This window comes from Streptomyces sp. WAC07094 (genome assembly GCF_036320405.1).
Taxonomy (GTDB): Bacteria; Actinomycetota; Actinomycetes; order Streptomycetales; family Streptomycetaceae; genus Streptomyces; species Streptomyces lannensis.
The window spans coordinates 1-24,362 of sequence record NZ_JAVMJZ010000001.1 but is presented as its reverse complement, the minus strand read 5'-3'; the positions used below and the strand labels follow the sequence as shown (position 1 = coordinate 24,362).

Genomic DNA, 24,362 nt, shown 5'->3' with positions numbered 1-24,362 from the left:
GAGGCGGATGCGCAGGATGAGTCATACACGCTGGTCTGCCCCCAGCGGCGTATGCGCGGCAGTCCCCGATCCGTGCAGTGGACGGTTTTACTCGACTCCTTGCGACGGGGGCTGACGCCCTGCGTCGCGGATGGCACGGGCGGCGTTGATGAGTCCGATGTGGCTGAAGGCTTGGGGGTAGTTACCCAGGGCTTCTCCCGTGGCGGGGTCCGTTTCCTCGGCAAGCAGGCCGACGTCGTTGGCGTGTACGAGAGCGGCCTGGAACACCTGCCGTGCACGGACGATATGACCGGTCAGGGCGAGAGCGTGGGCGAGCCAGAAGGTGCAGAGCAGGAAGGCTCCTTCCGCTTCCTCGATGTCGTCGCCCAGGTAGCGGCGGACTAGGCCGTTGTGGTCGGTGAGCCGGGTGGCGATCGCGAGCACGGTGGACTGGACGCGAGAGTCCTGCGGAGGCAGGAAGCCGACGATGGGCAGCATCAGCGCCGAGGCGTCCAGCTCGTCACTGCCGAACGTCTGAGTGAAGGCACCTGAACGAGGGTTCCAGCCGCGTTCCTCGATGGCTTGGCGGACGTTGTCTCGTTCGTGGCGCCAGTGGGGTAGGCGTTCGTGGGCCTGGAGGGCGGGGGCCATGGAGATGGCGCGGTCCAGGGCGACCCAGCACATGAGTTTCGAGTGCACGAAGTGTTTGCTGGGCCCGCGACTCTCCCAGATGCCTTGGTCGGGCTCGGTCCAGCGACGGGCGGCTGCGTCGGCCGCCTGGACCAGGAAGGCGCGGGTGGGCGGGGCCAGGCGGTCCCCGGGTGGGAGGCACTCGTGGGCGGCGTCGAGTAGTTCGCCGTAGACGTCGAGTTGACGCTGGCGCCAGGCGTCGTTGCCGATCCGAACAGGGCGGCTGTTGCGCCAGCCGGTCAGGTGGGGGAGGAGCCGCTCGCTCAGGTCGTGTTCTCCGCCGATGCCGTACATGATCTGCAGGTCGACGCCGCGGTCGAGTTGGGTGGCCGCGGCTCGGGCGAGGAAGTCGAAGAACCGGTTCTTCTCCTTCTCGCAGGCGGCCGTGGCGAGCGCTTGCAGGGTGAAACTTGCGTCGCGGACCCAGGTGTAGCGGTAGTCCCAGTTGCGCATCCCGCCCGTTGTCTCGGGCAGGGAGGTGGTGGCTGCGGCGACGATGGCTCCAGTGGGAGCGAAGGTCAGGGCTCGCAGCACGCGTCCGCTGTGGCCCACCTCGTGCTGCCAGGGGCCGACGTAGCCGCGGTGGAGCTTGGACCAGGAGCGCCAGCCTTTGACGGTGTCGGACATGCGGTGCCGGATCCGCCCTGCCCGCCAGCCCACCGACTCATTTTCCCACGCCGGCACGACGTGTAGGGCGAACCCGAGGCGCTGCCCCGCCGAGAGTGGGATTCGGCCGTGCGCTGTGGAGCCGCTAACCCGCAGGTCGACGGGGCTCGACAGCAGCAGGACATGGGCGCCCCCGTACGCCGTGAGCCCGCCTCGCACGGCTGAGAGGAGTGGGTGGACGAGTCCGAACTCCGGGCGCGGCGCGTAGGTGATCTCGATGTCCACCTGTCCTTCGGTGCAGATGATCTGCCGCAGCAGCGTTCCGGGCGACGCGGTGCCGAGCGCGTGCCCGCGTTCGCGCCGTCCCAGGGCAAGGGCATCCCGCAGGACGGCCGTGCCCCCGGTCGTGCGGAAGACCGTCTCCAGAACGAGGGTGTCCTCGATGTACCGGCGGCTGATGTCGACCGGGCCGGTGACAGGGCGGATGGACCAATGGCCGGCGTCCTTATCGAGGAGCCGGCCGAAGATCGCTGGGCTGTCGAACCGGGGCAGGCACAGCCAGTCCACCGAGCCGTCGGAAGTCACCAGCGCGGCCGAGCGGCAGTCGGACAGCAGGGCGTGGTCACCGATCGGCCGCGTACTCATGCGTAGCAGCCCGTGCTCTGTGGTCCGGACGAGGCCCGGCCGGAACGACGTGAGCAGTCGCCTGCACCGTTGGCCTGCCGCGGTGCCTGACGGGCGTCATGGATCCCAGCCTCCCTGAACAGCGGATTCACCTCCAGCCAATCAGCATGATCAGCGCATCGCAGGTGCCGGTTGCCGGCAGTTGCCCCGAGCGAGTGGCACGGCATGGTGCCCGCCCTCCGCACGTACGCCATGTCTCCCCGCTGTCGCGTGGCGAAGCGGCCCCGCTTCATCAGCATGGTCCCGAGGCCGTGTCTTGGCGGCCGAGGACGAGGAAGCGTCGGTGGCCGTATATCCACTGGTCGGTGACGCTGAGGGCAAGGTCCTCGGCGATCCTGTGGAGCGCTGGTGCTCCCAGACGTGCCCAGGGAAACGGCCGGCCCTCGTGGCCGTGGATGTCTTCGAACCGGGCGGTGCAGCGTTCCTCGACATCGTCGGGGTCGACCTCGACGAGGAGAAGGCCCGCCGGAGCGGTGAGCTGGAAACAGCGGCCCAGCAGGGCGCGCGGGTCGCCGCCGATTCCGATATTGCCGTCGATGAGCAGAACGGTCCGCCAGCCTCCCTCGGCCGGCAGCCGGTCGAACACAGATCGGCACAGTGCGATTCCGCCGAGAGCGATGGTATGGGCCGCCGCGCGGGGGGCTACGTCGACGCCGAGTGCGAAGACTCCGCGGCTCAGGAGCGTTCGGCACAGCCGGCCCGGTCCGCAGCCGACGTCGAGAACGGGGCCGACGCAGCGATTGAGCACTGATTCGTCGGCCACGTTGGGATGCGCATACCAGCGGTGCACCGGCATCCGGATCCGGCCCCCGTCCGCCAGCCGCAGGTACACCGGCCCGTGGCCGACCTGCAGGGCGAGCGCGAAGGGGTCTCCTTCGGTGCAGGGCGAGCCGTCCTCGTCGGTCGTCACGATGCGCCGTCGTGACCTGGTGCAGGCCGTTCCTCGTCGGCGCGGGCAGCCCGCCGCACGCGGCGGAGCTTGAGAGCGAAGGCGACGGCGGAGGCGGCGAAGAGCACCGCGGTGATAGCCAGCCACCGGCCGAGGTAGACGTTGATGGACAACCGGGTGGCGCCTGGGTAGGGGGTCGACAAGGCGAAGATGAGGGGGAACCAGACGAGCAGGAGCACACCGGAGAGAAAGCTGGGTACGCGCAGGTAGTTGATCCACGGGGGTTGTGGCATGCGGGTGGCGCGATGCCGCAGGACAGCGTGTGCCGACAGGTCGGCGAGCGAGTACAGGGGCAGCAGGATCAGGTCGTGGAGGATCGCCGCGCCGACGAACCAGATCGCGACCTCCAGCGGGCGGACAGCGAACAGTCGCACCATGGCGTAGCCGGCGATCGCGAACGAGGCGATCAGGACGAGAAGGTGGAGGGGGCCGGAGCCGTACCAGCGGGCGAAGCGTGCCATGGTCACGTCCTGAAGGTGAGCCGGTGCACCCACTTGGTGTTGTTCACGCCGGGGTTGGCCGGGACGATGACGCGGGCTGGGTAGCCATGGTCGAGCGAGAGGTCCGCGCCGTTGACGCGCAGGGCGAGAAGCGATCGAGGGTCGTGGATCTGATTGCCCCGCAGGACCACAGAGCTGTAGGGGCCGGGTGGTTGGATGGATTGCACCAGGACGCTGCCGGCGTCGGGGAGGCCCGACAGGGCGGCGAGGTCGGCCAGCCGAAGGCCGCTCCACTGCTGGTCGGGGGTGGACCACCCTTCCACGCAGGCGATCGGCAGTGCGGCGACGTGCTGGGGCATCGCGAGGAGCTGTGCGCGGGTGAAGACGAGCGTCTCACGGGGGCCGTGGATCTCCAGCCGCCAGATGGGGCCGACGTGCGCGGGGGTGACGCCGACGGAGGCTGCCGTCTTGTTGATCTGGAAGCCGTTCGGGCCGCTGCCCGGAGTGCGGTTGTGCGGCGCGAGGAGGGCCGTGCTGCGCAGCCAGCCGCCGATGCTCTGTCCTGCGGTGGCCACAAGGAGGAGCAGCGATCCGCCCCCCACCATGGCGAGCGCACCGCGCCGGGTCATCGTAGGTGGCGCGGGGGCGGTCGCAACCAGGCCGTCGGGGTCCGGGGGTTCTGGCCGTGTGTGGGCGAGGTCGGTGCGCATTTCCGCGGCCAGGCTGCGGGAGCGCAGGGCGCGGATCATCCGGCCGAGTCTGAGGCTCACATGGACGACGAAGGCGGCGATGAACACCCAGGCGCCGTAGAAGTGCAGGGCGTAGAAGGAGCCCGGGAAGACATAGAAAAGCTGGATGTTGATGATGCCGGTGACGAATTCGAAGATCACCCCGCCGACCAGCATGAGCAGGGACAACCGCTCCAGTCCGTGGGCGGCGGAGCGGACCGGCAGCCACTCGAACAGCTTCGGGATCACTGACCACAACTTGGCCAGCAGTACGGGCACGAGGACCACGCCGAGCGTCACGTGCACGCCCTGGGTAAGCCGGTACAGCCAGTAGGGATGAGTGGGCCAGGCAAAGAGGTAGAAACCCAGCAGGCCCTTGTCCGGGGTCTGATCGTTGATGCGGTCGAGTCCCGGGTTGTAGGAGGCGTAGGAGAGCATCCCGGTGACGAAGAGCAGCGGGATGCCGAACAGCAGCACCAGGCCGAACACGGACGTCAGCCAGGGCCCGCGGAGAGGACTGCGCCAGAAGCCGGGACGGAACGGCCCCGGGGGCGCGGGAGTCTGCTCGACCCGCCGCACGAGAGCCCGTGCACGAGCGGCCCCCTTGGCGGCCTGCGCCGCCACTGCAGCACGCACGCGCTCGTGGCGCCCCTGCGCATGGCCCTCGTCCGATCTCGGGCGCTGCGGCTCGCCGGAGCCTGGGGCCGGTGGCCGTCCGCCACTGCCCATCGGCCGTCTCCTCTGTCCCAGGCCGACTCTCAAACAGGGGCGGATTGCACCCTACCGAGCCATCGGTGCCCGTTAAGTCGTCAGCTACAAACTGGCACAGATCGAGTCGGCTTTCCGTGCGTGGCATGCATGCGGGTGTCCGCTGCCAGCCGAACGGTTGAACCAGCGCTCCGCACGGCTCGGGGGGTCGCACGGCGGCCTCACGATGATGGGGCGCGACGTCTCAGCGCGCGACACAGCGCATGAACCCGGCCCGGCCGCACCGCACCGACTGACCAGGGAAGTGCTCTGGTTCGTCGTCATCGGTGCCGCCTCCACGGGAGCCGGGGAGATAACCCAGGACCGCGGAACCGGGCGCCAACAGGTAAGGGAGACAGGCGAGCGCCACGACACCAACGGCGGCGAGTAGCACGCTCGCCATCTTCCTTCCTCTGGCACGCGGGTCATACCCGGGGGCGAGCGCCCACCGACAGCGCGCCTGGAAGAGCGAGTACGGGGCGGTAGTTTGGCAGCGGTCGCCGCCCCGAGCAGCGCTCCACGACGTGCTCCCGCGGCCGCGCCGAGGGCGGCCACCGTGAGCAGCGCTCCGAGAGTGTCCACAGGGGCGTCGTTGACTGCGGCGAACGGCACCGCCGGACACCATGCCCACAGCTCCACCCGTCGCATGTCACCACGCGTACGCGTGAGGATCAGATCCCGTCGCTTGGTCCGCTCCCGGATGGTGAGCTGGCCGGAGACACCGACCACGTCTGCATAACCCGATCAGCTCAACGCGGGTGAGTGACGGGTGCAGAGTTGTGCGGCGTCGTCGTGTACGGCCTTCCACCGCGTGGCTCGCGCCGCATACTGGCGATGCCGTCAACGGCGTCATTGCCGGGAGATTCCGGTGGGGCTGCGTCGTGGTCGCGCGCCTTGACCGGTCGGCCCGATTGTTGTGGCGGCCCGGTATTCCGGCCCACGAATGAACGGAAGCCCGGTTATGCGTGAGCGACCGATCGTCGTGTTCGACGTCAACGAGACCCTGCTCGATTTGGACGCGATCCGACCCGCCTTCGAGAGGATCTTCGACGATCCCGCAGCCCTGCGCCTGTGGTTCGCCCACCTGATCACCTACTCCCAGGCGCTCACACTCAGCGGCGTGTACGTCCCCTTCACCGACATCGGCGGCGCCGTGCTCCGGATGCTCGCCGCCACCCGCGACATCACGATCAGCGACGCCGACGCCGCCGAACTCACCGACCGGTTCGCCGCCATGCCGCCCCACCCCGAGGTCCCCGCCGCCCTGCAACGCCTTAACGACCACGACTTCCGGCTCTTCACGCTCACCAACAACCCGCCGGAGACGTCCGGGCGGCAGCTGGAGCGGGCCGGCCTGAGCGATCTGTTCGAGCGCCGCTTCAGCGTCGAGACCGTGCGATGCCACAAACCGGCGCCCAAGGTCTACCACTGGGTGGCCGACGCACTCGAGGTCGATCCCGGCGCCATCTGCCTGGTGGCGTGCCACGTCTGGGACACTATCGGCGCCGCGGCGGCCGGCTGGCAGACGGCGCTCGTCCTCCGCGAGGGCAACGCGCCACTCGACGTCGGCCCGCAACCCGACTACATCGGGCAGGACCTCGATGCGATCGCGGACCAGTTGATCGAGCGGCACGGTGACGGTGAGGGTGACAACACCTGACCACACGTGTTCGCGCGGTCACTCGCCAAGGCGGTGGCTGTCGACGAGACGGAATCTGTGGTAGTCACGGACGGCCGAAGTGACCAGGAGATCGCGATGGGAGTAGGAAGGATTCGCCGTTCTCCACAGCAATGGGAAGAGAGCCGATTTCGCAGACGACTGCGGTCCGGAGCCAGGTTGCTGGTGTTGGCTGTCGCCCTCATTGCAGGTGTCGGCGCTGTCGGCCAGGCTGTCGGCTGGGCGCTGCTCACCACGACCATCGGCCCGACGGCGTACCTGCTGCTTGCTCATCCACAGGCAGAATCTGCTCGGCTCCGTTGTTGCCTTCTCGGCCATGCGTGCGCGACCGCCAGCGGTTTGGCGTGCCTGGCGGCTTTTGGGTTGTGGCACCATCCGTCTGCTATCGAACAGCACCGCGAGAGCTGGCGCCAGATCGCCGCCCAGACCTTGGCGGTAGGGTTGACCATCCTGCTGCTCGTTCTCCTGAATGCCAATCATCCGCCGGCCGCGTCCACTGCGCTGCTTATCGCATCAGGGTTGGCCCGCCCTGGGCCGCCTCTGTACGGCATGTTGACCGGGCTCGCGCTCCTCTTTGTCGGGGTCGCAGTCGTATCCCGCTTCTCAGCCCCTCCCCCTTCTGCCGGCGACGGCTGAAGACTGGATCAGTAGCGCGCTTGAAGAGGTGGCCCCCTGTGGGGGCGGATTCTCCCGATCGCCGCAACGTTGCGGGCTCATGGTCCCAGAGCGGCAGCGAGTGGCTGAGCTGAGGTCGCCCGGCTCGGCGTTCCACGCTGCTGATTCGCTGCAGTGCGCTGGTGCGCGGTCGGCCGTTCAGGAGATGCGCCAGGTCCAGTGGGGTGGAGGTGTGCGGTGTGGTGTTGCGATGCCAGACCTGGTGGTACGGCTTCTACCGCCGCCCGGCGGGCTACGGCACGTACTCGCCGCCTGGCCGCCGTTGCCCTTACCGCCGCCACCCTCGGCAGCCTGGCCGCCGTGTCGGCCACCGCCGGCGGCCGGCCGCACCGGCCCGACGTCCAGATCAGCCGCGTGCAGTACGACTCCCCGGGCCGTGACGACCGCTCCAACCGCTCCCTGAACGGCGAGTGGGTGCAGATCACCAACAACACCCGCCGCGCGACCAACCTGGATGGGATGGACGCTGTCCGACCGCCCCCACCACACGTACCGCTTCCACCACTACCGCCCGGCCGGCCGGGCCATGGTCCGCATCCACATCGGTATCGGCCGCGACATGCGCACCGACCTCTACCAGGACCGCCGCGCCTACGCGTGGAACAACGACACCGACACCGCCACCCTCCGCAACCAGCGCGGCCGCACCGTCGACTCCATCTCCTGGGGACACCGCCACCGCTAACCATCCCGGCACGCACTGACCGCAGGTAGAAGGGGCCGCGCAACCCGGTCGGGTTGCGCGGCCCCTTCGGTTACCCGCACCTTCCCACCATTGTCCCCGGCATCGCATGGTGCCGTACCGGCAAAGCGGATGGGACGCTGCTCAACTTGCCCCGTCGGCGGGGGGTTCAGCGCTCGCGCTGCACCTCGGCAAGGCGGTTCGCGCGGTCGCGTCTCGACCGGGCCATTACATCGACGGCGTTCCCGGCACCTTGACCGGGTGTTACCTCGCCACGTCGCAACGTGCGTGCTAGGTCTCGTACTTCGTGGCTATTGGGGCCGCGGTCGAGGTAGAACAGGGATTCGTCCACCGGGTTGTCGTCACCGCCCCAACGGACAACGCCCCCGCAGTCAGCAAGGATGTCGCGTACTACGACTTCCTGGAGAGGGAAGAGGCTGCCTTGGGCCGCGGCACCAGGGCGAATGCGGACCGCGGTGCCAGAGGCAAGGTTCGACTCAGGCGCGTTCTTGGTCAGTTCGTCGATCGCTTGCCAGCCGGCGATGTCGACCGTGTGAAGCTGCTCTACCTCATAGTGGAAGCGACGAACAACGTGGAGGAGGATTGCTTCCGCGTCTCCGATCCGGATATCAACCTCAAGGCCGCTTCCAGGAACAGGACGAGTCCAGACAGTGGAGATGTGGTTCGTCTGCTGTTCCAACGGCCAGCCGTTCGCGGATGTCGGCACCTCTGCAGGCGCACCTTTCGAGGCCTTGATGGGCGCGGCTGTTGCCACGCTCGGCGTCAGGGTGGCCACAGTTGCGGCGGCTGCAATGATGCCTGCGCGCGCCAGCACAGTTCGCCTGGAAACGTCTCGTGTGTCCTGCTGCACGGTTTCGTGTCCTTTCACGGGGAGTAGATGATGAGCGCGGCAGTCGGGAGGAAGGTGGCGAGGATGCTGAGCGACCAGTAAGCATGTGACGTAAGCGCACTCCGGCGGGCGAGTGGCCGGTTGACGGACGCCCAGAGCAGGGCGTAGAGCCCGACGATGGGCACGACTATGACCAGCCAGAGTGCCATGCCGTCGTTCTCTTCCGGCGCGGGGCCCGTCGCCCAACTCGATGCGAGGTACCAGAGCAGCCAGTATGGGATCACGCCGGGGATCCCGACGAGCATGTTCGCCCCCAGGGGCACCGACCACCGCCTGATCATCTCTTCATCCTTCTTCTGTGCGGGTGCGCTATGCGGCGCGCGACAACGCGTTGTAGTTTTCCAAGACGTTGTACAGGCCCATCAGTTCCTGTCCGTACTTCTCAGCGTCCGGGCCCTCTCCGTTGTACCGAGCGAGACAAGCCTCGGTGACCTGGACATTGCCCGTCAGATCCGGCCGGGGGATACCCAGTAGCTCCGCGTTGAAGATCAACGTGTAGGCGACGGAGCGGATGTTGTACTCCTGATCGTCGTGAAGCTTGTCCCACACGGCTCTGAGGTCGTCCTTGTTGTTGTAGTCCAGGCCCGTGCCGTTGATGATGCCCTCACCGATGCAGTAGTTGCGGGCCTGGATGGCGGTCTTGGCGAAGATCTGCCCCCAGCCGGTGCTGCAGTCGTCCTTCAGACCCGCTTGGACCGCGGCATCGGCGGCGAAGTCGAGGGGGTTGAGTTTGCGCAGTTCCCACATGACCGGGGCTTGGATGAGTGCTTTGCGGACCCTCAGTGTTCGGGCCAGCGAAGTGAAGAGCCAGTCGGCATCCACCACAGCACCGAAGGCCTCAGTGGTGGATATGCCGCCGAGGGTGGCCCAGTCCGAGTCGGTCCAACCGTCTCCCCCCGTCTCGGGAACGCCGATCGATTCCAGGTAGTTCTTCACGTCCGTCAGCATGGAGGCGCGGTAGGCGTCCTTGTCCAGGTCCGTGTCCAGGCCATCGAAGGAGACACCGGCGTCGAAGTCGCCCTGGCCGGTGTCGCGGCCGGACGCAATGTTGTTGTCAATCTCGAGTGATCCGCTGCCCGACCCGACCGTAATGGTGGATATCTGGTCGAAAGACCACTTGGAGGCCAGCGGGTATCCCAGGTTGCCGGAGAAGCCGCTGGACATGTCGGAGACCATGCACACCGATGCGTAGCCGGCGTCGATGACGCGCTGGCAGACGTTGCGTGCGCCGTAGATGCCCACGTTGTACCCGGAGTTTTCGCTGATGGTCCGCATGACGGCGCGGAAGTGTGGGATGACGTACGAGGTGACTTCGTCGTCCATCGCGTCGTAGTCGACCGCGAAGTAAATGACGGTGCCTGCTTTGAAGCCGTGATACCGGGCCCAGTCGATGGCCTGGAAGGCGTCTCTGACGCCTTGGTTGGTGTTGAAGTAGTCGGCGGAGCGGCTCCACGTCTGGTAGATCGGGTAGCAGCGCAGCCCGGCGTTCTTGATGGTGGCGAGTTCCCCGGGCTGGATCTGCTTCTCCGGGAGATCCCCGTCGGGGTAGGGGTTGTAGAGGTAGCGGCCGACGTACTTGTAGCCGGCCGCCTTGAGTGATGCCGCCCTCTCCGCAGTGATCATGGTGACGCCGTCGCAGGCGGTGCCCTTGCGGGACTGGTCGCCGTAGGACACCAACAGGGATGCCCAGGTGGAAAAGTCGCCGGCACCCGTGACGGGAAGCTGGCAGAAGGCCTGGAAGGTCTGGACGGTGCTCTGCACGGCGGTGGTGAAGTCACCGAAGGCCACAGTGTTCTTGTTGAGGATCATTGCTGCAGTGAAGAGCTGTGCCCACACGCCGGTGGCGTTGCTCGTGACGGAGACGGTGTGGGACTTCAGGCCGGACTGCGTTCCCGGGCCGAAGACGCCGTTCGCAACGCCGTCGGCCATGCCCAGTTCGTACTGGATGGCCAGCAGCAACGACTTGGCGACGTCACGGGAGTGGTGGCCGTCGCAGGGGATGACGTAGTAGTCCTTACGCAGGATGTAGCGGCCGTTGAGCCACTGCTGGACAGAGCGAATGGTGTCAGAGCCGCCGGCGACAGTGACGTAAGCGTCCATGTTGAACAGACCCTTGGTCGTCTTCGGCCACAGGGAGCTGCCGGGGTATGTGCTGGCCACGCCCATGTTCTGGTGGAGTTTCCCGACGGCGGCCTTCACCCGATCATTGTAGGTGCCGTCGATGTCGCCGCCGTCGTACCCCTTGCAGTAAAGCGCCGACTGGATGATCCGGCAGAAGTTCGCCGAGGGGATGGTCGTCTCGTCGAGCTTGCCGTACTTCTCACCAATGGTCGCCAGCGTGGTCGGACCGAATGAGTCCGACAGTGCCGTGATGCCCATCTCATACTGGAGGGCACGAGTAAGGGCGTACATGACCGGCCAGCCGGTCTGCCCGTTCTCCTCGAGTTTGCCTATGCCGAGAGTGGAACCGTTGTTGTAGGTCGTATTGACGAACCTCTGTGCGCGAAGCACCATCTCGTCGGCCATTTACTCCTCCTACCTTCGCGATGAATTGGACTGTTCTCTGCCAGGGTGGTTGGCACGCCTCGGGATCGGACGCACGGGCAGCGAACCTCTCTGGCTCCCGTTCTGCAGAGTCACCCGCGAATAGAGGACACCACTTGGGCATCATCGACGGGGCGGCTCCACGAGAGGAACTCAGGTAGCGCCAAGGGGGTGCAGGTCGCCCCTAGACCTGTTGCGAGGGCGGTGGTTGCGGCGCAGGTGCTGTGCGTTCCGGGGCCGAAGACTTCGTTCGCTGCGCCGTCCGCGATTGCGAGCTCGCACTGGATGGCAATGGGAAGCCCGCGGTCGTGTCTGCCGTCGGGGGATACGCGCTTCCCACAGCCGGAGAGCGATACCGATTGGCGATACCGGCTCTCATCTGCGTCTTCAACTGCTCCACATCGCTCTCGACGCGGTCGCTGCAAGTCCCAATGACGCCACCACCGTCGCAGCCCTTACGGTAGAGGGCGGATTGGATGATCATGGTGCCGAAAGTGTCCCGGCCTGGTCTCGCTATCCATGTTTCGACGCGACTGTCGCGAGCGCGCTCGGGCTGAAATTACCCAATGAGACGTAATCCCCCCTCGTGCAGCAACGCCCGAGCGGCCGCGCACGTCAAAGCCCAGCCGGCGTAACCGTTCTCGACCGGCTTCAAAATGCCTAAGTGCCGCACACCCACCCCCGCTGCACGTGGTGTTGATGAAATACTGGGCGCACCGGGCACCGTCTCGTCGACAACGGAATTCCCGCGCAGCGTCAGGAAGAGTCAGTGGCCGTCGCCGTATGGGTAGACGTCCTGCACTACTTCCAGACTGATCTGCAGGTTGGCAGGGCTGGTGGTGACGCCTGCTGTCGTGATGTCGACCTGGGTAGGCCAGGTGGTTCCCGGGAAGACGTTGTTCGCGTTGGTCGTGACCGTGACGGGGGAATCCTGGTTTCCCCCCACTACCGTTACTTCGACTCGATAGTTGACACGATCGTCACTCCCGTTGTGGATGGTGATAGGAACGGTCAGTCGCCCTGACTCATGGCGCGGCGTGTAGGCGACGACCTCACCATGTTGGGCGGTAGCGGCTGGCTTCCCAAACCCGTACTCCCCGGGGGCCGGGACGTGAGTGTCCCTAGGGGCGACGGGCTCTCCGCTGGCGGCCGCGGCGGCACGTTGTTCGTCAGCCTCGCGGTTTGCCTCTGCCATGGCTTCGTCGACGTCCGACGATTCCGGGGACGGGTCACCAGCTTGCGCTGTCTGTCGGGGTGCTGCGGAGGCTGCCTGGCTGGCGGCCACCGACTGGTCTGCACCCGTGGACGGCTCTTCAGCCGCTGACGGGTGTGCAGTAGGTGTAGCGGCCCGCTGGTCGCCTTGACCCCCGCACGCTGTCAGAGCGAGTGGAATCAGTGCGGCCACGGCTATCAGGCGCGCGGGGAGTCCAAGTTGGCGAAGTCTGAGCTCAGTCACAGGGGAAGACATACTCGGAGTTGTAGTTGAAGTACAAGTTGCTCGATGTGGTGCCCATCTTGGCGGTGACGGGAGCGCAAGCGAAGCTGGTGACGTAGACCGGGCCAGCGTACTCGCTGAAGTTTCCCGTGTCCGTGTCGCAACCAGTGCCGTCGACCCTGCAGACATGCAGGTACATGTACTTCGCTCCTCCGACGTTGTTGTCGAGGATGGCGCAGCCGTTGCCGCTGTTTTCGTAGGCGAACAGTGTGCCCTTTCGCACGCTGGGATCAACGCCGACCGGGAGCGGTATGGCCCTGCTCAGCGCGTAGCCGGACCCGCAGACTGTGGCAGCCGCAGCAGCGCGGGAGGGATCCGCCTGAACGAGGGCCCGCGTGGTCGAGTCGGCCTTTGCCGAAATCTTCACGGCAGGCCGGCCGGTAGCGGATGCCTGCGGCACCGCTACTGCCAGACCGGCCAGCACGGCAGCGGCGGTGGCAACGCGCAGACCTGCTCTGGGAACCGACATGACATGTCCTTCCGGGTGACGGAGTGCTGGTGGTTGCGCCGGCGTGCTGTGGTGTCGCGCGTCGGGGTATTGCAGCATTGGACGGCCGGAGTGCTCTGTCAGCGCCGTTGACGCTAGCAACGGCAGTGACCCCTGCGGCGCAAGCGCTTTCGAAAGTCCCCGTCCACGGCCTAAATTGATCTAGAAGTGGAATCCCGGTGGAACCGCAGGCGCTCTCTGCCCTCACTGCGACACGCCCACCGGTAAGTTCAAGCGGAGCCGACGCTGTGATCACATAAATGGCTGGTTTCACTTCCTGCACAGGGGGCCACGAGTTACGGGGCATGTGAAGGCCAAGGAGGCGAAGCTCACCGGCTCACCCATATGGCAAGGTAGGTGTAGCGGCGGGCCGGGGCCGAGGTGGATGGCCGACCCAATCGGTTCCTCGCAGTTCGACAAGGGCACCTGGGACTTGGATGAACGGCTTCTGCCCCTCGCGCCCCGCGGGGATGGTTTCTCCGGTCCTGGCTGCCGGTGCGCGGGACGGAGTACAGGTGAGCGCAGTTCCCAGAGCGTTTGCCCATGCCTCGCTCTGCGCGGCCGCTACCAGCAGCAGCACGGACAGGCGCGGGCTGTCGCCTCAGCCAGGGGCAGGCAGGTCGGTGTTCACGTACGCGGTCCCGTCCGCGCAACGCGGCGTCCGCTGAGCTCCATGACCGGTGCCAGTTGCGCGCGTTGCGTCGGAGAGACCTCCCGAAGTATCTGTCGAGTAACGGCCTCGGTGGTGGGGGGGCTGTCATTCCCCCTACTGGACGAAAAGCTCCTCGCGGCATGCGCTGTTGACGGCCGGGCGGATTCACCCTTGCGGGACTTTTCGGCGACGCCTCGGGCGCGGGATGGTTGCTGCTCACGTCGATGACGTCGGTGGGCGAGTTCAGAGAGCGGTGGACGGCGGGTAGAAGCGGGGTTACAGCTCGGCGGCAGAGTCAGGCGGCATTGGAGACGGACCCTGATGAGCGGGCTCAGGCCAGTCCGGGTTGCGGTTCCGGTTGCCGTGCCGGTGCGGCTTTTGGTTCCCACAGTCGGGTGGTCCGCAGGTAGCCGTGCACCACGGAGGTCATCGCCAGAATGAGGAGCGGTCCGAACAGCCATGGATGGTCGGCCATCTGCACCGGCAGATAGCGATATGACAGCAGCAGTGCAGCGAAGACCGTTGTGCCGTGAGCGACCAGTTGGAATCCGGACCGGTCCCAGCCATGTGCGAGCGAGCGCAGACCCGCCTCGATCGTGTACGCAAAAACCACTCCGGCAACGATGTCCGCGCCGTAGTGGAAGCCGAATCCCAGCGTTGCGCCGAGCGTGGCGACCAGCCAGAACGTGCCGGCGATGCGCAGAGCCCGTGGACCCCGGCGGGTATGAATGAAAATCGTGGTGGCCCACGCGGTGTGCAGACTGGGCATGCAGTTGCGCGGAGTGATTCCGTCGAAGGGCATCAGGTGCGGTGCATTGACCAGTGTGGGGGTGTCCGGCCACAGGTTGGCGATCGCCCAGTTCCCGCCGTCGGCACCGAAGGCGAAGACCGGTCCGACCACCGGGAACAGCATGTAGATGCTGGGCCCGAGGAGGCCGATGACCAGGAATGTGCGTACCAGATGGTGGTCCGGGAAGCGGCGTTCGGTCGCCACGTTGCGCAGCTGGTAAAAGGCCACGACGACCGCGGCCACGGCAAGCTGACCGTAGACGATGTTGAGAGCGCCGGCCCCGATCGGGCCGGTGGACCTGACCATCCGGCCTACCAGCCACGAGGGATTGCCCAGCGCGTGATCGGCGGTTGCCACGTACTGGTCGAGCACCATCGATCGGGTCTTCGAGGTGATGAGCAGCCAGGTGTCACCGGTCTTGCGACCGGCCACCAGCAACAGGGCCAGCCCGACCCCCTTCAAGAGCAATACGCGTTCCTGGCCGGCACGGCGGGTCACAGCAAGGACGGCACAGCCCAGGATCACCCACAATGCGCCGTTACCGAAGGGGTGTCCCTGGGTCACCCTGATGTGGGCTGCCCACCGCACCAGAATGAAGACGACGTCGATGCCGATCGCGGTACCTGCCGCGAGGAGACGTTGCCGCAGGGGGAGCACCACCGTCATCAAGGCCAGACTGGCGTATAGCAGGAAGCCTGACTTGGGCGGGACTATCACCTCCTGCATCTGCTGGGTGATCGGACCGGGCAAGCCGTAGTGACGTGCGGTGATTTCCAGCGCGACGAGGAATCCGAGAGCCGTCACACCCGCTGCGGTCCACAGTATCGCCCGTGGTCGATGCCACGCGGAGAAGACGATTCTGGGTCTTATTCGCGAAAACGTCCGCGATGCTATAGATATCAATTAGAGTCGATTTGTTAGATGTTGGTTGATTGTTTACTTGATGCCAAAAAGAGCATTTTGTCGCTGAGGCGATCGGTTGATCATCGCGAGTTCGAACATGTTAGCGGAATGTTCATGTGGGAGCCGTGTCGCGGCAGACTTTTTGGGGTGTTCGTGTGCTGCCGCGCGGCGAACGCGGTGTAGTCGATGCTGAGGAGTGGGCCGGGCCAGAGGGGTTCAGGCGGCGGCGGGGGTGGTAGACGAAGGGCCCTTCTGCGCCCCAGCCGGCCGGGACCTCCCTGTTGTGGGCGGCTCGCACCGTCCGGAAGGAGCGGGATAGGTCAATGCCGTCACGAGACTTCGGGCAGCATGACGGCGTCGCGCAAGGCCACCCCTCACGCGACTTCAGGACGCGGGGCCAGGCCACGGGTATGGTTGCTGCAACCGCTCGGGCCAGGGCCGTTCGGCTGCCCGGTCACCACGACAACGCGACCGTGCGGGCCAGGGCCAGTTCCTGCTGCAGATCGTGTACGCGGCCAGCGGCTCGCCGGGACAGCAACTCCTGCACCGCGCGGTTCAGCACCACCTGAACCACAGCAGAACTGCCCCAGCGCTGCCCTGGACGGTGGTTGTGCCACTGCTGCTCGCCCGCAGGCGTCTCGGTCCCCCTCTGATCACCGTGAAGTCCTGGGACGCGAGGCTCGATGGGGCATGAAGCCCCGCGCAGCGGCAGGTGTGTCAGAGACCGTCGGTGGCGACGTTGCCCTGCCATACCCAGTAGCCGGTCAGTCCGCCGGTGCTGATGCGCAGCATGGGGCGGCCGTTGATGGTGGCGCGCTGGTCGAAGGGGCGTCGGAGGGATGGTCCCATTGAACGGTCTTGGTCATGCGCGTTGAGCCGTCGGGGCTGTACTTCGAGCAGCCTCAGCTCCATGACCACGATCTACGGCTGGAGTCGGGCCGGACGTGTGCTTTGGGTATGAGCAGAGGCCCGAAACCGGATGGGATTCGGGCCTCTACCGCGTCGCGTTCCGCGGGGGACGGATGGTAATGCGCGATGCCGTGTTCAACGGCTCTCCCGCGGGTTGGTAACGGCAGGACTGTAGGTGGGGGCTGCAACCCTGTTGAGCATGCATGAGCTGGAGTTCATGCGGGGTCGTGTCTACGGTCCTCCACCGTGCCTATCCGTGCGACCTGGTCACGGAGTTCTACTGGCCGATGCGGGTTGACGCTCGGCGCGGCCGCTACCGGGCTTGCCATTCCCTGGCGCTGGCCGCGTAGACGGTGCGGCGGGCACGGTTGAGATTGCCGAGCGGGCGGAACTCTGCAGGGGCGTGCCAGGGGTTGAATGCGAGGGTGTCGATACGGTCACGGGTAGCCCGCCCCTGGGCGTCGAGGATGCTCTGAGGGGGAATCGCCAGGGTGGCCACGCTGACCCAGGGCGAGACTGCCTCCTTCCATTCGACTGCCCCGTCCTCGATCGGGGTGAGCCGCTCACTGACGTACTTTTGGATGTGGAGGGCGAACCGCACCGGCGAGGTGCTCAAGCGGGCGGAGAAGTCGGCTAGGAGTTCGTCCGTTGAGTCCGGCCGCAGGGTAGGCGCAGTGGGTGCGCCGAGGGGACTGAGGCGGAATCTGACGGGCCCGGTGTCCCCCCACAGGACGGCGCCGCGACTCCAGTAGGACTCCTGGGCCAGGCTGGCCGATGGGCGGTTGGCCTTCTTTAGATTGCCGAGGATGCGTGCGGTCTCCGAGGGACCGAACTCCGCCAGCATGCGCGGCAGGACCAGGGCTTTGGGACCGGCGCCGATCCTGGCGATCTCGACGAACTGGGCGGCGTTACGGGCGTGGGAGACCGGATAGCTGGTCATGAGGAGGTCGTGCTCGCTGCCACCGGGGAGGGTGATCTTCAGTGCTGCGCCGCGGAGGTCGGGGCTGGTGTCGGTTCGGACGGCACCGCTGGCGTTGGACAGCCGGACGATGGCCGGCAGCCGTGCCCCGGCGGTGAAGTTTCCGGCGTGCAGGTCGGCGGGCAGATCGTCCCGGAAGGCGAGTTCGGCGTTGTCCACGCCGACGACAATCTTGGCGTGGAACGTGCGGCGGGAGACCTGGGAGCCGGATTTCTGCTTGTTGGTCCGCTGGATGTTGACGATGACGTCCGCCAGGTCGCGGAAGTGAGCCTCTTCGGCCTCCGGCGAGCCGCCGTGGTGGATCTCGTGCCAGGTGGGCGCCGCGCCCGCGGTTTTTGGTGGGGAGTCGTGGCTGTCTTTCATTGTGCGTCTTCCTTGGTCGGCGGGGCGGCGGTTCAGATGAGCCGGGCGTTGTGCGTAGCGGTGTCGATGACGTCGTCGAGACGGCCGGCGAGGACTTGCCGGGCCGCACTGAGTGTGAATCCGACGGCGGTTTTGGCCGGTACGTGGGCTGGGACGGCGAGTGCGTAGGGGTCGACGAGGACGTCGACGACGACCGGGCCGCCCGTGTGGGCCAAGGCGGCTGCGAGGCCGTCCGCGACGTCGTCGGGGTCTTCGATGCGGATGCCCTTCGCGCCCATGGCCTCGGCGACGACGGCGAAGTTCGGGTTGGTGAAGTCGGTGCCGAACGGGACGAAGCCGGCTTCCTGTTGCTCGATCTTGACGAAGTCCAGGCTGCTGTTGTTGAGCACGATGTGTACGACGGGCAGTCGGCGCTGTACCTCTGTGAGCAGGTCGCCGAGTGCGAGCATGGTGAATCCTCCGTCGCCGCACAGCGCGATCGTCTGCCTGCCGGGGAAGGCGAGCTGGGCGCCGAACGCGCCGGGTGAGGCGGTGGCCATCGACGCCCAGGAGAACGATCCCAGCAGCCGCCGCCGCGGGCCGTACTTGATGTGCCGGGCGGCCCAGATGACGGGGGTGCCGGTGTCGGCGAAGAACAGTGCGTCGTCGGCGGCGAGGTCGCTGAGGACGGTGGCGAGGTACTCGGGCCTGATCGGTTTGATGCGGGGGCCCTTGCTCGTGTAGTGCCGCGTCCTGCGGTGGAACCGCTCGGTCTCCTCCACGCAGCGGGTGAGGAACCCGCCGTCGGGTTTGGGCTCGACCAGCGGCAGCAGCGCGGCCACGGTGGCCTGTACGTCGCCGGTGACGCCCAAGGCCACCGGTACGCGTCGGCCGAGCCGTTCCGGGTTCTCATCGACCTGGATGATCCTGGTCCTGCCGTGTGGCAGGAAGCTGGTGAAGGGGAAGTCGGTGCCGAGCATCAGCAGGACGTCCGCGTGCTGGAGCGCGTGATGGCAGCCGCCGTAGCCGAGGAGGCCGGTCATTCCGACCGCGTTCGCGTTGTCGTGTTCGAGGAACTGCTTGCCCTTGAGTGAGTAGCCGACGGGCGCACTCAGTTTTCCGGCCAGCGCGGTGACCTCGGTGTGGGCCCCGGCGCAGCCCTGGCCGCCGAAGACGGCGACCGTGCCGGCTTCGTTGATCATCTCGGCCATGGCGGCGAGATCCTCCTCCCCGGCCGGCGCGCGCACCGGCCGGGGCAGCCGTATCTCGTAGCGATCCTTCGGCGCGTCCGCGGCCGCTATGTCGCCGGGCAGTGCGACGACTGCGGGACCGCCCCGGGTTACTGCGGCCGTCACGGCCGAGGTCACGACGGTACGGAGCTGGCCGGGGTTGACCAGCCGGCCCACGTACACCGATGCGGGCGCGAAGAACCGGTACGGGTTCAGTTCCTCGACGGTCTCGCTGTCCATCAGGCCGGTTTCGGTGTCGCCGGCCAGGACGATGAGGGGCACCTGCTCCTTGAGGGCGTCCAGCATCCCGTTGATCAGGTGAGCCACCCCGGGGCCGGCCGTTCCGCACACGGCGACCGGATGCCCCGTCAGTTTCGCCTCGGCGACCGCGGCGAAGGCGCCGAACTCCTCGTTTCGCACGTGTACGAAGTCGACCTGGCCGTTGCGGCGCATGGCGTCGACCACCGGGTTGAGCGCGTCGCCCACGATTCCGTAGCAGCGCCGTACACCGGCGCTGACCAGCATCTCCCACAGGCCGTCGGCCACCGTCTTCGACATGGCGGGACTCTCCCTTCTCAGCGGGTTGCGTCGGATCCGGTCAGTGTTCGCCGGTGGTGGCGTCGAGGACTCCGCTGCGCGGGTTCAGTGCCCAGTCCAGGGCGTAGTCGGCGACGGCTTCCCAGCCGGGCTCGCCGCAGGTGAAGTGATCGCGGCCTTCGAAGACGGTGTGGGCGGTGACCGCCGTCGAGTGCTTGGCGTTCTTCTCGTAGTTCTGCCGCTGGACGGCAGGGGGCAGGATGTGGTCGCTGCCGCCGGAGACAAACAACAGCGGCGCCCGGTCGTTGTCGGAGAAGTTGAACGTCGTGGCTGCGTGCGGGGTGACGGCCGCGAAGCCGCCCTGGAACAGGATGCGGGCCGGTGTCGGCACCGCGTAGCGGTCGTAGGCCTGCTGAGAGGCGTTCTCATCCAGGGTGTTGGTGAAGGCGTAGTGGAACTGCTTGGCCGTCAAGGGGACGGCCCTGTGTATGTTCGCCGGGTCCTTCAGGACCGGCAGGACCGAGCGGAGTTCTGACAACGGCATCGCGTTCACACCCTTGACGGCGGCTCCGTCGATCGACACCCCGGCGGCGCCGAGCCCGGCGCCCACCAGCAGCTGGGCGAACGTCCCGCCGAAGGAGTGCCCCATGATGATCGGCGGAGTGTCGAGCTTCTCGATCACTTCGGTGAGATGGTCCAGCACCTCGCGCACCCCGACACCGGCGATCGCCGAGGGGTCCTCGCGCAGCGCCGCCACTCCGGCCTCACCCGCCTCGATCCCGGGGTATCCGGGTGTGAGCACGGTGAAGCCCCGCTCCTCGTATCGGGCGGTCCAGTGCTCCCAGGCCAGCGGGGTCATCCAAAGGCCGTGAATCAGAACGATCGTGTTCGGTGCATCACTCATGTCGGCATCCCCTTTGTCGCTGCGGTAGTTGTCCGGGCAGACACCCGGCGATCTGTCCTGCCGCGATCAGCCTGCCGCCACGTGCACTGTGCGTGGCCCCAACGATTTCGCCGGCGGTTGTGCACAGCAACGACCAGGAACAGCAGCTGAATTCGCGATGCCGGCTATGAGCGGTGCACGCGTGCGTTCGATATCCCCGACCGGACCGCTTCCCAAGGGCAGGACCCATCGGCGCATCCGCGCCGGCTCTCACTCGTGCCGGGCCGGAACATCGCCGCCCATGGTGTCCCTCCAGACCACGGCCAGCCGGGCGAGCTCGCGGTGCGCGTGCCCGGGACTGGCCGATGGTCTGGAGGGACACCATGGGCGGCGATGTTCCGGCACCCGGCCACGAGTCTGGAGAGACGGGCGCGCTGATGCGCCGGAGGGTACCGCCTGCCCTGGCGAAGCGGTCCCCCCCGGTTAGGGGATACTCGAACAGGCACCGCTTGCACCGCTCAATAGCCGGCATCGCGAATTTTTTTCCCCCCACCAAAAAAGCAGCTGTTCTGGTCACTTGCTGTGCCACACCGCCGGCGGGGCTCGTGGGGGGCGGGAGAGAGGGTTGTGGGGGGGCGGGGGGGGGGGGTGGGGGGCCGGGGGCGGGGGGGGGGAGAGTTGGGTTCCGAGAAAGCGTTGGGGCCACCGCACAGTGCAGTTTGGGGCAGGCTGATCGCGGCAGGACAGATCGAGGGTTGTCCGGGGAGTGTTTCTGCCAGGACAAAACAACTACCCGCAGACAGCGACCAAAGGGGATGCCGACCCATGAGGTGATGCAACGGATAACACGAATTCGTTCTGATTTCACGGCTTTGTATGACCCCGTGGATGGGAGCACTGGAACCGCCCGCGATACGAGGAGCGGGGCTATCACCGTTCGATCACACCCGGATACCCCGGGATCGAGGAGGGTAGAGGACGGAGTTGGCGAGCGCGCGCGGAGGGGAAAACTCGGCAGGGGTGTATTGGATCGCCTCGGTGTTGAAGTCTTTGTCGGGGTGGCCGGGAGGTTGTTGTTGTGACCATTCTTCATCAAGTGATCAGAGAAGAAGCTCGAAACTCCGCCGATCATCAGGAGCGGCACTCCTTCGGCGGGAAGTCTTTCGCCCAGCCTGCTGGGGAGGCAGACTGGTTAGCAGGGTGGTGAGGGGTATGCGTGGGTGCGGGGGTTGGGGCGCCGGGCTTCGGCGCCCCCGCCGGGGGGTTGTAGTTCGATTACCGACGAGAGCCCCGCCGTCCCCCCACCCCCCCCCCCCCCCAACCCCCCCCCCCCCCACACCCCCACAAACCCCCCCCCCCCCCCCCACAACCCCCACCACGGGTTGGTTTCTCTGTATTGATGGTGAACGCGATGCAGTTGTCAGAAACCTCCGCTCGGTCCTGCCGGTCCTGAAGGACCCGGCGCGAAACATACACAGGGCCGTCCCCTTGACGGCAACAGCAGTTTTTTTCGTTGCTGACTACGCGCCTCACCAACACCCGGATGAGAAGCTCTCAGCAGGCTACGACCGCTACCCCGCGCGGGTTTTGCCGACAACCGGGCCCGCATTTTCCTGTTCCAGGGCGGACTCGCGGCCGTCACCCCCCGCACGCAGCCACGACCGTTAACTTCTCCGGACAAACGACCGGCGCCCGCCTGTTGTTTTTGTCTCCGGCGGCAGCGACCACATCCTGCCCACACTGCCGCCAGCGGCCAGAACTACGAAGAAGGGACAGAACGCCAAGCACTCGACGGCGGTCAACCGCCCACACACCGTCTTCGAAGGGCCGCGATTCACTTCAACCTGCGGCGACGCCCGGCCGGGGAATAGCCGTCGCCGACTAAGCCCTGGGACTTTTAGGGCACTGAACCCTCCGCGCAGCGGGGGAGTCCTCGAAGCCACCACGTGCGAACACTGACCGGAAACAATCCGACAACCTCCGCAAACCCGATGAGAAAGGGAGAAGTACGCCATGTTCGAAGACGGTGGCCGACCGGCCTGTGGGATCGATTGCTGGTCAGCAGACCGGCGTGTTTTACGTGACGATTGATACGGAATCGTGGCGGCGACCTTCCTGCGCGCATCAAACCCGCGTTGGTCGACGCCCCCCCCCCATTGCGCCGCAACGGCCAATGAGGTCCGACTTCGTTACACGTGCGAAACGAGGAGTTCGGCGCCCTTCGCCTCTGGGCCGCCTTTTGCGAGGGCCCCCCCCCGGGGTCTTTTTTCTTCTTCTTTTTGGGGGGGGGGGGATGGGGGGGTCGACGATAAATGACGGGGCATCCGGGTTCTCGCCACGTGTGCGGAACGGGACGGCCACCGGTGGTTGGCTAACCTGATCAACGGGATGCGGACGCCATCAAGGAGCAGGTGCCCCACTTAATAGTGCCTGGCGGCGATAACCCGAAACCCGGCCCTGATGCGGACAGCGAGACCCGTCAGAGGGAAAATGGTGTTTGAACCCGTACCGGTTTTTTTTGTTGTTCTTCGCGACCGCATCGGTGTACTCTGGTTGTCCTTGGCTGAGTCAACCATCGGCCCTTCACTCCCAGGCTACCGTACCGTCCGTGACCTCGGCCGTGACGGCCGCAAGGAAACCGGGGCGGTCCCGCAGTCGTCGCACGACCCCGGCGACCATAGCGGGCCGCGGACGCGCCGAAAAGGATAATTCGCTACGAGATTGAGCGGGATGCCCAGGCCGGCTTGCGCGCGCCCGGCCGGGGAGGAGGGGGGATCTCGCCCCCCGCCTGCCGAGATGATTACGGGAAGCCGGCACTGGTCGCCGTTCTCGGTGGCCAGGGCTTGCCCCCTATCTGCCGCTCCGCCCTGGGCCCCACACGAGGTCACCGCGCACGCGCGTGGCACGAAGGAGTAAAAAAAAGGGAACAAAGGGAAAAAAAAAAAAAAAACAAATAATAAAAAAAAAAAAAAAAAAAAAAAAGAAAAAAAGAAAAAACAAAAAAAAAAAAAAAAAAAAAAAAAAAAAAAAAAAAAAAAAAAAACGAAAAAAAAAAAAAAAAAAATAAAAAAAAAAAGACAAAAAAAAAAAAAAAAAAAAGAAAAAAAAAAAAAAAACAAAAAAAAAAAAAAAAAAAAAAAAAAAAAAAAAAAAAAGAAAAGTAAAAAAAAAAAAAAAAAAAAAAAAAAGGAAAATAAAAAAAGGAAAAAAAAAAAAAAAAAAAAAAAAAAAAAAAAAAATAAAAAAAAAAGATAGAAAAAAAAAAAAAAAAAAAAAAAAAAAAAAAAAAAAAAAAAAAAAAAAATAAAAAGAAAAAAAAAAAGGAACAAAAAAAAAAAAGAAAAAAAAAAACCTGAGTAGTGCGCCCGTCGGGCTACTCACTCAAGGGCAAGCAGTCCTCGAAACACGACAACGCGAAACGCAGGTTGCGGAATGACGGCCTCCTCGGTACGCGGGCTGCCATTCACGCGCTCCAGCACGCGTGTGACGCCTGCTGATGATCGGCACCGACTTCCCCTACACCAGCTTGTCTTTTTTTTTTTTTCCTGCCACACGGCAGGGACAGGATCATTTTTTTTTTTTTTTTCCCTTTTATTCTCTTCTTCTCTTTATTCTTTTTTTTTTTTTTTCCTTTTTTTTTTTTTTCCAGGGTCGAGGTAGGGGGAGAACCCGGAACCGGTCGGACGACGCCTCCCTACCGGTGGCCTTGGGCGTCCACCCACTCGGCGACGTACAGGCCACGTGGACGGCGCTGTGCGCTGGTCGAGCCCAAACCCCGACGCGGGCGGGGTTTCCCACCCGCTGCGTGGAGGAAGGACCCAGAGCGGTTCCAACCGCAGATACG

The 24,362-nt window shown here is 65.4% G+C and carries 16 protein-coding genes and 1 pseudogene; 3 read left to right on the top strand and 14 right to left on the bottom strand.

Annotated elements, in window-relative coordinates:
• Window positions 1-87: 87 nt before the first annotated feature.
• The 4 genes from RCR19_RS00085 to RCR19_RS00070 form a co-directional block, all read right to left on the bottom strand.
• Entirely contained in the window at window positions 88-1,920 is a 1,833-nt protein-coding gene (locus tag RCR19_RS00085) for a glycoside hydrolase family 15 protein (RefSeq protein WP_331263097.1), read from the bottom strand.
• A gap of 271 nt (window positions 1,921-2,191) precedes the next feature.
• Window positions 2,192-2,869 carry an SAM-dependent methyltransferase gene (locus RCR19_RS00080; protein ID WP_331263096.1) on the bottom strand — a complete coding sequence of 226 codons (678 nt, stop codon included), beginning with the start codon at window positions 2,867-2,869 and terminating at the stop codon, window positions 2,192-2,194.
• Window positions 2,866-3,369: a hypothetical protein gene (locus RCR19_RS00075; protein ID WP_331269303.1), complete on the bottom strand. Its 504-nt coding sequence runs from the start codon at window positions 3,367-3,369 to the stop codon at window positions 2,866-2,868. The genes RCR19_RS00080 and RCR19_RS00075 overlap by 4 nt, the downstream gene beginning before the upstream one ends.
• 2 nt (window positions 3,370-3,371) lie before the next feature.
• Window positions 3,372-4,655: a molybdopterin-dependent oxidoreductase gene (locus tag RCR19_RS00070; protein WP_331269302.1), complete on the bottom strand. Its 1,284-nt coding sequence runs from the start codon at window positions 4,653-4,655 to the stop codon at window positions 3,372-3,374.
• A 1,129-nt stretch (window positions 4,656-5,784) separates the two neighbouring features.
• Here RCR19_RS00070 and RCR19_RS00065 point away from each other — a divergent pair.
• The 3 genes and pseudogenes from RCR19_RS00065 (at window position 5,785) to RCR19_RS00055 (ending at window position 7,861) form a co-directional block, all read left to right on the top strand.
• Window positions 5,785-6,483, top strand: coding sequence for a haloacid dehalogenase type II (locus RCR19_RS00065; RefSeq protein ID WP_331263095.1), 699 nt, complete (start codon window positions 5,785-5,787; stop codon window positions 6,481-6,483).
• 96 nt (window positions 6,484-6,579) lie between these two features.
• Entirely contained in the window at window positions 6,580-7,137 is a 558-nt protein-coding gene (locus RCR19_RS00060) for an HPP family protein (protein WP_331269301.1), read from the top strand.
• 330 nt (window positions 7,138-7,467) lie between these two features.
• A pseudogene (locus RCR19_RS00055) lies at window positions 7,468-7,861 on the top strand (lamin tail domain-containing protein).
• 166 nt (window positions 7,862-8,027) lie between these two features.
• Here the strand turns inward: RCR19_RS00055 and RCR19_RS00050 are convergent.
• The 10 genes from RCR19_RS00050 to RCR19_RS00005 form a co-directional block, all read right to left on the bottom strand.
• The gene (locus tag RCR19_RS00050; protein WP_331263094.1) at window positions 8,028-8,729 is read right to left on the bottom strand and encodes a hypothetical protein; all 702 of its coding nucleotides are present in this window, start codon (window positions 8,727-8,729) and stop codon (window positions 8,028-8,030) included.
• Between the two features lie 14 nt (window positions 8,730-8,743).
• Window positions 8,744-9,049, bottom strand: coding sequence for a hypothetical protein (locus RCR19_RS00045; RefSeq protein WP_331263093.1), 306 nt, complete (start codon window positions 9,047-9,049; stop codon window positions 8,744-8,746).
• A gap of 28 nt (window positions 9,050-9,077) precedes the next feature.
• Window positions 9,078-11,294: a glycoside hydrolase domain-containing protein gene (locus tag RCR19_RS00040; protein ID WP_331263092.1), complete on the bottom strand. Its 2,217-nt coding sequence runs from the start codon at window positions 11,292-11,294 to the stop codon at window positions 9,078-9,080.
• Window positions 11,295-12,078: 784 nt separating this feature from the next.
• Window positions 12,079-12,258, bottom strand: coding sequence for a hypothetical protein (locus RCR19_RS00035; RefSeq protein ID WP_331263091.1), 180 nt, complete (start codon window positions 12,256-12,258; stop codon window positions 12,079-12,081).
• Window positions 12,259-12,760: 502 nt separating this feature from the next.
• The gene (locus RCR19_RS00030; protein ID WP_331263090.1) at window positions 12,761-13,276 is read right to left on the bottom strand and encodes a hypothetical protein; all 516 of its coding nucleotides are present in this window, start codon (window positions 13,274-13,276) and stop codon (window positions 12,761-12,763) included.
• A gap of 1,001 nt (window positions 13,277-14,277) precedes the next feature.
• Window positions 14,278-15,561 (bottom strand): DUF5933 domain-containing protein, encoded by a 1,284-nt coding sequence (locus tag RCR19_RS00025; protein ID WP_331269300.1) that lies wholly within the window; start codon window positions 15,559-15,561, stop codon window positions 14,278-14,280.
• A gap of 795 nt (window positions 15,562-16,356) precedes the next feature.
• Window positions 16,357-16,488 carry a hypothetical protein gene (locus RCR19_RS00020; RefSeq protein WP_331263089.1) on the bottom strand — a complete coding sequence of 44 codons (132 nt, stop codon included), beginning with the start codon at window positions 16,486-16,488 and terminating at the stop codon, window positions 16,357-16,359.
• Window positions 16,489-16,861: 373 nt separating this feature from the next.
• Window positions 16,862-17,890, bottom strand: coding sequence for a hypothetical protein (locus RCR19_RS00015; protein WP_331263088.1), 1,029 nt, complete (start codon window positions 17,888-17,890; stop codon window positions 16,862-16,864).
• Between the two features lie 32 nt (window positions 17,891-17,922).
• The gene (locus tag RCR19_RS00010; protein ID WP_331263087.1) at window positions 17,923-19,656 is read right to left on the bottom strand and encodes a thiamine pyrophosphate-dependent enzyme; all 1,734 of its coding nucleotides are present in this window, start codon (window positions 19,654-19,656) and stop codon (window positions 17,923-17,925) included.
• Window positions 19,657-19,696: 40 nt separating this feature from the next.
• Complete coding sequence (locus RCR19_RS00005; RefSeq protein WP_331263086.1) at window positions 19,697-20,539, bottom strand: alpha/beta fold hydrolase; 843 nt, start codon at window positions 20,537-20,539, stop codon at window positions 19,697-19,699.
• Window positions 20,540-24,362: the final 3,823 nt, after the last annotated feature.